This is a genomic window from Croceitalea sp. P059, from assembly GCF_031846365.1.
Taxonomy (GTDB): domain Bacteria; phylum Bacteroidota; class Bacteroidia; order Flavobacteriales; family Flavobacteriaceae; genus Croceitalea; species Croceitalea vernalis.
The window spans coordinates 1-12,097 of the sequence record NZ_JAVRHW010000006.1 but is presented as its reverse complement, the minus strand read 5'-3'; the positions used below and the strand labels follow the sequence as shown (position 1 = coordinate 12,097).

Below are 12,097 nucleotides of genomic sequence, written 5' to 3'. Positions count from 1 at the left end.
TATGGCTACAAAAACAGAAATAACTGTAGAAGAGAAATTACGAGCACTGTATGATTTACAGTTAATTGACTCTAGGGTAGATGAAATAAGGAATGTTCGAGGAGAATTACCTTTAGAAGTTGCAGATTTAGAAGACGAAGTTCTTGGTCTTAAGACTAGAATGGATAAATTAAAATCTGATGTTGAGACCATAAATTTTGAAATCACTGCGAAGAAGAACTTGATTGAAGAATCTAAAGTTTTGATCAAGAAATATGCTGAGCAACAAAAGAATGTTCGTAACAGTAGAGAATTTAACTCGTTAACTAAAGAAGTCGAGTTTCAGGAATTAGAAATTCAATTAGCTGAGAAAAACATTAAGGAGTTTAAAGTTCAAATTGAACAGAAGAAAGAGGTCATTTCTGGCACAAAAGAAAATTTATCAGAGCGTGAATCTCACTTAAAGCATAAAAAGGGAGAACTTGATGCTATTCTCGCTGAAACTGAAAAAGAAGAAACAGCTTTATTAAAAAAATCAGAACAGTTTGAGAGTAAAATTGATGAACGCTTGGTTAAGGCTTATAAGCGCATTCGTCATAATGTAAAGAATGGTTTGGCCGTAGTACCTATTGAAAGAGGTGCTTCTGGTGGTTCTTTCTTTACGATTCCACCTCAGGTTCAGGTTGAAATTGCTTCAAGAAAAAAAATAATTACTGATGAGCATAGTGGTCGAATCTTGGTAGACCCTACTTTGGCCGAAGAAGAGCAAGAAAAAATGAAAAAGCTATTTAAGAAATTATAGCTTTTGATACACTTATAATTTTAAAAACCATCCAATCTCTGGATGGTTTTTTGTTTTATATCTTTAACCATGAGAAAATTTGCGGTCATTTTATTTATTGTGATTTGTAGCAATTGTTCCAGTCAAAATTTAAAAAATTATCAATGGAAAAATCGATTAGTTATTCTTGTTGGTGATAAAAATGATTCAGTAATAAAAGAACAATTGAAGCTTCTTACTAGCCTTCAAAATGAACTCGATGAAAGACAAATAAAAGTGCTTCATTCCAATCATGGAATTCGGAAAGAATTAAATTTAAATCCCAAATTCGTAGGCCTAATACTTATTGGAAAAGATGGCGGTATTAAACTCAAAAAACCATATGTAGTTCAACCTGGTTCATTATTCAGTTTAATTGATGGAATGCCTATGCGTAGAGCAGAATTAAAAAACAAGTAGCATTTTTAATAATTTAAAAGGTTCAAGATTTTTTTCTCGACTTCTTTTGAATTCCAGACTTGTTCAATATCCTTAATTTTCATGATTTCTTTCATGATTTTTTCTTGCTCATCACCTATTTGCAATGCTTCTGTATATGGTTTATCTGAAAAAGTGACTCGACTATAAACAGGCAACCATTTATCAGGATGCTTTTCAGCAAAGTATTTTTCAATCTTCTTTTGAAGTAAAAATATTGGGTCAGCAGTTTTACTGCTCATCTCAATAAAATTTCGATAACTTAATTCAGCTATGGCGTCAGCATTGGGTTTTCTTTCTAATTGATAAGCAGAAAAAATCGCTTCCCAATTATCGCCATGAATTGAGATTAATTCATTTAGTTTAAAAATATCTTCAAAACCGGCATTCATCCCTTGTCCATAAAAAGGTACAATTGCATGTGCAGAATCACCAACCAATGCCACTTTATCCCAATAGGTCCAAGGATAGCACTTCATAGTAACCATTGCACTTGTAGGGTTCTTGAAAAAATCCTCTATAAGGTTTTCAATTTCTTTTTGAACATTTGGAAAATATGTCTTGAAAAAAACTTTGGCCTCTTTCTTAGTGGTAATCTTTTCAAAAGAAACTTCTCCATCAAAGGGCATAAATAAAGTACAAGTAAAACTGCCATCAAGATTCGGCATGGCAATTAGCATAAACTTACCTCTAGGCCATATATGAAAAGAATTTTTATCAAGCTTGTGCGTACCATCTTCATTCGGGGGTATCGTCAATTCTTTATATCCAACATCAATAAAGTCTTGAGAATAATCAAATCTACTTCGACGTTGCATCTTATGCCTTACTCTTGAAAAAGCACCGTCACAACCAAAAACTAAATCAAACTGATATTCAGCCCATTCGCTTTTCTCACTTTCACCAGTATAAATTTTTGCTTCAGGTAGGTTTACATCCCACACTTTTTCATTGAACTTGAAATCAACACCTGCCTCCTCAGCCAAATCAATCATTTTTCTATTTAGAATACCTCTTGAAATTGACCAAATAGCCTCATTATCTTTGCCATATTTTTGAAAATAAACTGGTGTATCAATTACATGCATAGCCCTTTTATCTAAGGGTATAGCTATTTTTTTTATAACATCTTCAATACCTACACCTTGTAATGATTTCCAGCCTCGATTACTCATTGCTAAATTAATTGACCTTCCTGAAAACTCAATTGTTCTTATATCTGGCCTTCTATCAAAAACGGTAACATCATGACCCCGTCTTCTAAGGTATATAGCAAGTAAAGAACCAACAAGGCCCGAACCGATTATCGCAATTTCTTTAGGTGTTTGTTTCATAAATAATTAAAGTAGCAACAAAATTATTAACTATTAAAGGTAATATCTTTTGAATAATTCTAAATAAAGTATTGTGATTACTTTTTGTTTAATTTATTTATATTTTTATTAAACATAATATGTCGAATCAAAAAATATATCTACCTCAGAAAATTTGCTTAATCTGCAAAAGGCCATTTTCTTGGCGAAAAAAATGGGAAAAGAACTGGGAACAGGTTAAATATTGTAGCAAGAAATGCCAAAAAAATAAATAGCTTTGAAAAGTTTAATCTGGTTTAAAAACAATTTACGAGTATCTGATAATCATGGGCTTACAAACGCATGTTCCCATGATAGCACCATTGCAATTTTTTGTTTTAACCCTATTGATTTTGAAAAAGGTGATTTTGGATTTAGAAAGACTAGTGCGTTTCGAGTTCAATTTTTAATAGAATCATTACTACACTTAAAAGAAGCTTTACGAAAGCTCAACATTACCTTACTTATATTTCACGATAAACCAGAAATTACTATTCCTCAGGTTATTGAACAATACGAAATAGATACCGTATATCTTCAAACGGAATGGACAAGAGATGAAAATGACACACTTGCTAAAACCAAAAAAAATAGTAATCCCACAGTTCAATTTATTGAAACTTGTGACCAATTTTTATATCACCCTGAAGACGTTCCCTTTGAAAATTTTAACGAAATACCCGATGTTTTTACCTTTTTCAGAAAGAAGGTTGAAAAATATGGTAAGGTTAGACTAGTTCTAGAAAAACCAGATAAAAAACCAGCAAGTAACTTATTAAAACAAAAGACTAAATTACCCTCTTTAAAAGAATTGGGGTTTCAAGACTTTCGAGTTGATTCAAGGAGTGCTTTCCCTTTTAAAGGTGGTGAAGATAAAACTATAGAAAGAATAGAGACGTATTTCTGGAAATCTAAGAGCCTAGCATCATACAAACAAACTCGCAATGGCCTAATTGGGTTAGACTACAGTTCTAAATTATCCGCTTGGTTGGCCAATGGTTGTATTTCGCCAAGAACTATTTATAAGACTGTTAAAGAATTTGAACATAAAATTATTAAAAATCAGGATACATACTGGCTAATTTTTGAATTGATTTGGCGCGATTTTTTTAAATACATAAGCTTAAAACACAAGGATAAAATTTTCCACCTAGGGGGTATTTTAGAAAGAAAATATGATTGGGGAACGTCATCAAGAATATTGCAGCAATGGATTTCTGGTAACACGAATGAACCTTTTATTAATGCTAATATGAAGGAACTGGCAGCAACTGGTTGGATGAGTAATCGTGGTCGACAAAATGTGGCAAGCTATTGGGCAAAAGAGTTAGAGCAAGACTGGCGAATTGGTGCTGCTTACTTTGAAAGTATGCTAATTGATTATGATGTGCACAGTAATTGGTGCAATTGGATGTATCTAAGTGGGGTTGGTAATGACCCAAGGGATAGAAAATTTAATATAAGACGACAGGCGGATATTTATGACAAGAATGGAAAATATCAAAAATTGTGGCAATAAATAATGAAAACACTTAGGCTAATTCTAGGAGACCAACTAAATAGTGATCATTCTTGGTTCAATACAGTTGATAGTGAGGTAATCTATTTAATGGCTGAAATGCGCCAAGAGACTGACTATGTAAAACATCATATTCAAAAAATTGTTGGTTTTTTTAATGCAATGCGTAGCTTCTGTTCAGAACAAGAAAAGAACGGTCATGAGTTTATTTATTTTAAAATAAATGATAGCCACAACTCTCATAAGCTCGAAAGCCTAATTTTTTCAATTGTAAAGGAAAAGGGTATTGAAAAATTTGAATATCTGCAACCTGATGAATTTCGATTGGATCAAGAACTTAAAAAACTTTGTGATGTATTAGAAATACCTGTTGAATATTTTGACACGGAACATTTTTATTCTTCGAGAGATGAACTCAGTCAATTTTTCAAAGGAAAGAAGCAGTTGATTATGGAGAGTTTCTACCGAATGATGCGTAAAAAGCACGACATTATGATGGTCAATGGTCAACCAGATGGTGGTAAATGGAATTTTGACCATAGTAATCGAAAAAAATGGAAAGGAACGCCAAATATTCCTTCTGCACTTAATTTTAAAAAAGATGTTACAATTATCACCAATGAAATTGAAAAATCAGGTGTCAATTTTTTTGGAAATATTGAAGTTAATAACTTTCAATGGCCAAGCACAAAAAGCGAATGCAAAGAGCTTTTGGCATATTTTTGCGAGCATCTTTTAATTCATTTTGGTGATTATCAAGATGCAATGCATACGGAACAAAAATACCTATTCCATTCTAGGTTGTCTTTTGCAATGAACATCAAAATGATTTCTCCAAAAGAAGTTATTAAACATGTTCTTTCTTACTATTACGAACATACAGTTGATATCAATATTTCACAAGTAGAAGGATTTGTTCGTCAAATTTTAGGTTGGCGAGAATATATGCGAGGCATTTATTGGAAAGAAATGCCTAACTACAAAACTTTAAATAAGCTAAAAAACCATAATCCCCTACCTGATTTCTTTTGGACAGGAAAAACCAAAATGAACTGTTTGCAAAAGTCAATAAATCAAAGCCTAGATGATGCCTATGCTCATCATATTCAGCGTTTAATGATTATTGGTAATTATGCCTTGTTAACCCAAATACACCCTGATGCAGTAGATTATTGGTATTTAGGTGTTTATATTGACGCTATCGAGTGGGTAGAAATTACAAACACCAGAGGTATGAGTCAATTTGCTGATGGCGGTATTGTTGCTACAAAACCTTATGTAAGTAGTGCCAATTACATTAATAAAATGGGCGATTATTGTAAAAACTGCCATTATAAACATTCTAAAAAGGTTGGAGAAGATGCTTGTCCATTTAATGCCTTGTATTGGAATTTTTTAGACCAGAAAAAAGAATATTTTCAAAATAATCAGCGCATGTCAATGATGTTAAATCTTCTAAATAAAAAAGACAAAGAAGAATTGGCAGCTTTAAAGCAAAGAGCACAAGAAGTGATAACTAATCCAGATAATTTTTAAGAGAATATTAACGAGGATTTAAAATCCAAAACATTCGTTTCAAACGTAGGTATATAAACTATTCCGCGAGAGCGTCTATATATAAAAAGTCCTTCACAATGGATTGTGAAGGACTTTTCTTTATAATTAAATTTCTGCGTATTTATTGCATTATTCCATCAACAATACCATAAGCTAAAGATTCTTCGGCACCCATCCAATAATCACGATCAAAGTCTTTCATAACCTTATCAAAATCTTGCCCACAATTATCTGCTAAAATTTTGGCACCCAACTCTTTGGTTTTTATAATTTCTTTTGCTTGAATTTCTATATTCGAAGCCTGACCTTGCGCACCACCACTAGGTTGATGAATCATCACTCGAGCGTGAGGTTGTATAAAACGCCTCCCCTTTTCTCCAACAGAAAGTAGAATAGATCCCATTGAGGCTGCCAAACCAGAACAGACCGTTGAAACCGGACTTTTTATCTGTTTTATGGTATCATAAATAGCGAAACCAGAAGTCACATAACCACCTGGGCTATTTATAATTAATTGAATTTCTTTATCATTCTGTAAATCAAGAAACAACAATCTGTCAATTACATGTTTGGCAGAATTATCATCTACCATTCCCCACAAAAAAACTTTACGTTCTTCTAGTAATTTTTCTTGAATGGCCTCTTGTACTTTTCCTTTTTTCGAACTCATTTTTTGTTTTTGTGATAAACCACAAAATTAATCAAATAATTTATGTTTTGATGGAATAGAATTTTCGCTCTAATTAAAAGCTACAAAAGAATCAAGTGATTTCCTACAAATAAAAAAAATCATGCTATTGACATACAAAAGGCCTTGTTTCACAACAATTTACCAATAATGTTAAAAAACGCTCGTTTTTATTTTTTAATAGTAATTAAACGAAAATAAGTATACCGACAACGTGAAATTTGAGGGTTTTCAAGGATTGGGAATACATTTGCAGCGAAATTGATCCCAAATCGATTCAACCCAAAATCAAAGCTTAACCTGCATTATCTGAATATTTTTGAACCGAAATCTTCAGAGAACATAGGTGAAGTAGAGATTTAAAAAATTTCAAAACCTTGACCTATGAAGCGTACAAATACTTCTACATTAAAGAATTTATTTCTTTTCACCATTTTTCTTTCTGTCCTACTATCAGGAACTAATAGTTACGGACAAGCCAATTCTATTAGAACAGGGGCCACATTCAATTGGGCTGATACCCAAACAAATACAAGCGATCCCGCAACTCTGGAATCAATCGATATTAATGGAACATCTTATACTTCATTCGCTGTCCCTTCAACTTATGAAATGACAATTCTTGGTCCTTCAGGGCATGGTAGTAATCATATCATGGAAAATGGGATACAAATTGTGGGAAGTAGTAATGTTCCTAATTGGGACGCAGATGCGCTAAGTGCATATCAAGACTTAAATTTGAATCATTATTTTGAATGTAATGGAAATGGAGATAATTTTTGTGAAGACTACAGTCAGGTAGCAACAACAAATTCTCAAATACAAACCATATCATACTCGCCAGGTATACCATCAAATCCAGAAGGTGTTTTAGCAGTAACCGAACGTGGAGGTAATAATTGTATTTATATTCAAGTTTGGGGTATTCCAAATGGAGGTGGTACTGAACAACAACTAGGTCAAACTTTTGTGCGAAATCAAGGGAACCTGACTGGTGTTGGTCCGCAAGAAGAACCAAAAAATAATAGTGATTATTGGAGCAGTGGTCGAAACCATGAAAATAATCAAGTAATTGCCGTAGCTCTTTATGAGTTATCTGAACTAGCCCCAGTTGGTTCTACAATTACCCAAATAAAATATTATGCTGCTAGTACTGATAATGGAGATGGTAAGTTTTTCATTATGCAGGCCTATGCACAAGACGAATGCATTGATATTAAATTAGATCGTGATGGCAATGGAGATACTAGTGCTAATGATAATGTACCAGCAGGTAGCACATATTCTTTAGTTTCAGGAACTTCTAATGGTACATTAACCCTGGATTCAGATGGAACGTATAACTATCAACCTAACCCTGGGTATTCTGGTACGGATAGTTTTGAGTATCAAGTTTGTTTACCAGCGCCTAACCAAGCCGTTTGCGATACAGCAACGGTTTGTATCGGTATTGGACCAGATGCTCTGGTAGATAGTGCAATTGTCGAATCAAACTCTAGTAATAATATAGTAAACGTACTATCAAATGATATTTTCGGTAGTTCAGGTCCACAAGCCAACAATGCAATCACGGATAATACCAACCCGCCAAATGGAACGGTAACTCTTAACAATAATGGTACACCAGGGAATCCTTTAGACGATTACTTTCAATATACACCCAATGGTGGTTTTGAAGGAACTGATGCTTTTACTTATGAAATAACTGATGCAGATGGTAACACAGCAACTGCAACTGTTCTTATTTATGTGGCCCCTGATTCAGAGGATGATGATATTCCGGACCCAATGGATTTGGATGATGATAATGATGGTATATTAGATTCTAATGAATCACAAGAATGTATTGATGATGATTACATACAATGGGGCCTTAATAGCCCAATTGGTGTTAGATCAGTCGATTTTGTTCAAAACCCCGCAATTACTAATTGGTTATTAACAAGTACAGGCAACATTGCTACAGGTGCAGGACTTAACAGCACATCACCAGGTTCAGAATTGCAAATAACTAGTCTGGATGCTTACACTTATGAAGAAGCTTTAGCTAATAATGAATATATCCAGGTAAGTTTTACAACTGGTTCTGATATTTCTGGTCAGGTAATTGAACGTTTAGGTATTAACTGGTATAGAAATTCTGATGGTTTTACGGTAGGAAATTCTTATGATGCTGCTATTGCCATTTCATCAGATAACTTTGCGACCTCGCATGTATTGAATACTGATGTACAAATACATTATCCTTCAAATGGTATTTCTGAATTCTTTGATTTGCTTCCAACAGGAACTACTTACTATCTTGAAGAAAATACGACCTATGCAATTCGATTATATGCCTACAACCAAACAAATGATGGTACGGTAGCGTATTCAGTTTATGATGATTTTACTGTTCGCTTTTCTGGATGTCAAGATTTAGATACTGATAGCGATGGTATACCAAACCATCTCGAAGGTGATTCAGATGCTGATGGCTGTGCCGATGCTATTGAAGCTGGTCACACCGATGGTGATGGTGATAATTATATAGGAAATTCACCAGTATCCGTTGATTCAAATGGTGTAGTAACTGGTCAAGGTGGTTATACTGGAGTGACTGGTAACGAAACTATTGCTACACAAGTAACACTCAATACTTCTCCTTCCAATCTAACTACAATTGCCGGAAATCCTGCGGTATTTGAGATTGATGCTACAGCTCTAAATACGACTTCTTTCTCATCAGGTAATCCTAATTATGGAAGTGGGTCGGATAGTTCTGGACAACTGCGATACCAATGGCAAGAAAATGGTGTCAATTTGTCTGAAGGTGGAAACTATAATGGTACCCAAACATCACGATTAACAATTATAGATGCCACCGGATTAGATGGGAATACTTATACTGTTATTGTAACACATTTAGATAATAATTGTACTAATGAAACCCGAACGGCTACACTTACAGTAAATAATCCTTGTGATCCTATTAGCTCTGGTAATGTTGATACAGATGGAGATGGCATTGCAGATGTTTGCGATTTAGATGATGATAATGATGGTATTCTTGACTTAGATGAAAATTCCTGTATTTTAGGCTCTAACCCTTCATCACAGTTTGACTCCTTTCAACAGCAATGGCAAGCAACCGGAGCAACAGTAATAGCCGGCAATAGATATAGTTTAATCTCTAATGGAAGTGATTTAGGTACCAGAACAGTTACCGGCGGTCCTAATGACGGGCTAACAGTCACAGTAAATCAATTTGATACTAATCGATACACAGATTTAGATGGTAATTCTTATGATTATCCTACAAATACAAAACGCACAAATGGACCTAACATAAATATTGGCTATGCTAACATATCAGCATCACAATATCCTAGAAGATGGACTTTTGTTGCAATGATTGATGTGAATGGAAATGGTCAATATGACCCTTTAACTGACCAATTTATATCCAAAATATTTACAGAACAAGGACGATTAGGTTTTGAACCAATTAACAGCGGTGATGTTTATATTGTTTTTACTGACGATATGTACGGTGATAATGGAGGAAACTTAACTTTTAACGTAGAAACCTGCGTCGATAAGGACAGTGATAATGATGGTATCCCTGATCGTTTAGATTTAGATTCTGACAATGATGGTATTTATGATGCAGTAGAAGCTGGTCACAGTCAAACTCATGTAAATGGCAGACTTTCAGGAGGCGTAGATGCTGATGGAATACCAAATACGGTTACCGATAACGAAGGGGCTATAAATTATAACTATGCAGATGCAGATAATGATGGACTCTTAAACAGTATTGATCCCGATTCGGATAATGACAATTGTGTTGATGCCATTGAAGCTGGTCATACTGATGGTGATGGTGATAATTATATAGGAAACTCACCGCTTTCCGTTGATTCAAATGGTGCAGTAACTGGTCAAGGTGGTTATACAGGGGTAACTGGCAACGAAACTATTGCTACACAAGTAACCTTGAATACAGCACCTATTAATCAAATGGTAAATAATGGCGGTTCGGTAAGCTTTTCAATTGATTTAGATGCTATAAATACTACCAATTATTCCGGGGGAACTCCTGATTACGGAAGTGGGTCGGACAGCTCTGGACAATTGCGATACCAATGGCAAGAAAACGGCACAAACCTATCTAATGGAGGTGTATATTCCGGTGTGAATACGTCGACACTTACCATTTCAAATACTTCAGGACTTGACAATAATACGTACACTGTTCTTGTTACTCATTTAAACAATAGATGTTTTGCTTTAGATAGAACAGCAACACTGAGTATCACGCCTGAAATTACAATAAATGACTCTTCAACAGTTGAAGGAACAAATAATGTATTTACTATTACTTCTTCAGCTGCTATTAGCCAAGATGTGGTATTCAATATAAGCTACTCTAATATCAGCACGACCGATGCAGATTACAGCGGTCCAAGTACTGTAATACTTCCAGCTAATGATACCAGTGTTTCTTTTAATGTTCTTGCTGAACAAGACACCTTTATAGAGCCAACAGAAACTCATGAAGTTGAAATTGCTTATGCCTCTGGCGGAACAGTAAATATTACTGATAATGAAGGAAGAGGTGAAATACTAGATGATGACGGCGGTGCAGGAAATGGGCTTTCTTTTGACAACACAAATGTAGTTGTCAATGAAGCTGACGGTACAGCAACTTTTACTGTTAGACTAACTGGAAATGTACCAGGTGGGTTTACTGTTAATTATGCTACTTCTAATGATACTGCTTTAGCTGATACCGGCTCAGATGCAAACGATTACACCAACACAAGTAACACCTTAACCTTTTTAGGTAATGATAATGAGTCGTTTGATATAGTTGTTCCTATTACAGATGATAATATTCATGAACTTACACAATCGTTTAATCTGAATTTAAGTGGCTTATCTACGACCTTAATTACTATTAATGATCCTGTAGCTACTGGTACTATAATTGACAATGATTCTGCTAGTATATTTAACCGATTTGTAGTCGTGTTTGAAAATGATTTAGTCTACAATTTAGAAGTAGAACTAAACGCACCGGTTGAACATTCTTTTACCGTTGATTTTGAAACCTTTGGTAATGAAAATGCCGGATTAGGTGGAACAGCGACTGTTGGTGCTGACTATGTCGCAAACGTAAATACTACATTTACTTTTCCTGCTAATTCTCCAGCTGGCACTATTCTTTCAATTCCAATAACTGTACTGGAAGATGCCATCATTGAACCTAATGAAACTATAATACAAGTTTTAGATAATATTAGTGATCCAACGATTGGAATTTTATCTCCAAATAGAACCTTTACTATTAATGATGATGATAGTAATTCTTCTAATGGGATTTCAGTTGCCGACTTTAGTGAAAATGAATCTATCGGTACAGCGAATTTCGTTGTAAGTTCAAATGTTGCTGTATCAGAGGCATACACCGTAAACTATACCATTTCAAATGGATCCGCAATCAGAAACCAAGATTTTACGGTTCCATCAATGTCAGGTACTTTGAATTTTTCAGGTACTTTAAATGAAACTGTTAATATACCTATATCGATTACTGATGATACTATTTTAGAGAATAATGAAAACTTATTCATTACACTATCTAATATCTCCAATGCCCTAGTATCTATGGTTGATGCAAATGGTATTGGAAATATTATTGATAACGATGGAGCGGGAATTACAGTAGACCTTTCTGCTAACACTGCTGTGGAAGGAAA

8 protein-coding genes are annotated in these 12,097 nt (G+C 34.4%); 6 read left to right on the top strand and 2 right to left on the bottom strand.

Annotated features, from left to right (window positions below):
- The first annotated feature begins 1 nt into the window (after position 1).
- Positions 2 to 781, top strand: a complete 780-nt coding sequence (locus tag RM542_RS14180; protein WP_311386412.1) for a C4-type zinc ribbon domain-containing protein — start codon at positions 2 to 4, stop codon at positions 779 to 781.
- Positions 782 to 850: 69 nt separating this feature from the next.
- Complete coding sequence (locus tag RM542_RS14175) at positions 851 to 1,219, top strand: DUF4174 domain-containing protein (protein ID WP_311386411.1); 369 nt, start codon at positions 851 to 853, stop codon at positions 1,217 to 1,219.
- Positions 1,220 to 1,224: 5 nt separating this feature from the next.
- Here RM542_RS14175 and RM542_RS14170 read toward each other — a convergent pair whose 3' ends face one another.
- Positions 1,225 to 2,571, bottom strand: coding sequence for an NAD(P)/FAD-dependent oxidoreductase (locus tag RM542_RS14170; protein WP_311386410.1), 1,347 nt, complete (start codon positions 2,569 to 2,571; stop codon positions 1,225 to 1,227).
- A 119-nt stretch (positions 2,572 to 2,690) separates the two neighbouring features.
- Between RM542_RS14170 and RM542_RS14165 the strand changes: the two genes are divergently transcribed.
- The 3 genes from RM542_RS14165 to RM542_RS14155 are packed head-to-tail and all read left to right on the top strand — an operon-like array spanning position 2,691 to position 5,644.
- On the top strand, positions 2,691 to 2,825 hold the full coding sequence (locus RM542_RS14165; protein WP_311386409.1) for a DUF2256 domain-containing protein: 135 nt from the start codon (positions 2,691 to 2,693) through the stop codon (positions 2,823 to 2,825).
- A gap of 2 nt (positions 2,826 to 2,827) precedes the next feature.
- Positions 2,828 to 4,108 carry a DASH family cryptochrome gene (locus RM542_RS14160; RefSeq protein ID WP_311386408.1) on the top strand — a complete coding sequence of 427 codons (1,281 nt, stop codon included), beginning with the start codon at positions 2,828 to 2,830 and terminating at the stop codon, positions 4,106 to 4,108.
- Positions 4,109 to 4,111: 3 nt separating this feature from the next.
- Positions 4,112 to 5,644 (top strand): cryptochrome/photolyase family protein, encoded by a 1,533-nt coding sequence (locus tag RM542_RS14155; RefSeq protein WP_311386407.1) that lies wholly within the window; start codon positions 4,112 to 4,114, stop codon positions 5,642 to 5,644.
- 142 nt (positions 5,645 to 5,786) lie between these two features.
- Here the strand turns inward: RM542_RS14155 and RM542_RS14150 are convergent, their stop codons facing one another.
- Positions 5,787 to 6,335, bottom strand: a complete 549-nt coding sequence (locus RM542_RS14150) for an ATP-dependent Clp protease proteolytic subunit (protein ID WP_311386406.1) — start codon at positions 6,333 to 6,335, stop codon at positions 5,787 to 5,789.
- A gap of 402 nt (positions 6,336 to 6,737) precedes the next feature.
- On the opposite strand from RM542_RS14150, the gene RM542_RS14145 reads away from it, so the two are divergent.
- Positions 6,738 to 12,097, top strand: a 5,360-nt coding sequence (locus tag RM542_RS14145) for a Calx-beta domain-containing protein (RefSeq protein WP_311386405.1), incomplete at its 3' end; no start/stop codon positions are given.

Coding starts and splice junctions, on each gene's coding strand:
- RM542_RS14180 (WP_311386412.1), top strand. CDS start 2: ATGGCTACAAAAACAGAAATAACTGTAGAAGAGAAATTACGAGCACTG.
- RM542_RS14175 (WP_311386411.1), top strand. CDS start 851: ATGAGAAAATTTGCGGTCATTTTATTTATTGTGATTTGTAGCAATTGT.
- RM542_RS14170 (WP_311386410.1), bottom strand. CDS start 2,571: ATGAAACAAACACCTAAAGAAATTGCGATAATCGGTTCGGGCCTTGTT.
- RM542_RS14165 (WP_311386409.1), top strand. CDS start 2,691: ATGTCGAATCAAAAAATATATCTACCTCAGAAAATTTGCTTAATCTGC.
- RM542_RS14155 (WP_311386407.1), top strand. CDS start 4,112: ATGAAAACACTTAGGCTAATTCTAGGAGACCAACTAAATAGTGATCAT.
- RM542_RS14150 (WP_311386406.1), bottom strand. CDS start 6,335: ATGAGTTCGAAAAAAGGAAAAGTACAAGAGGCCATTCAAGAAAAATTA.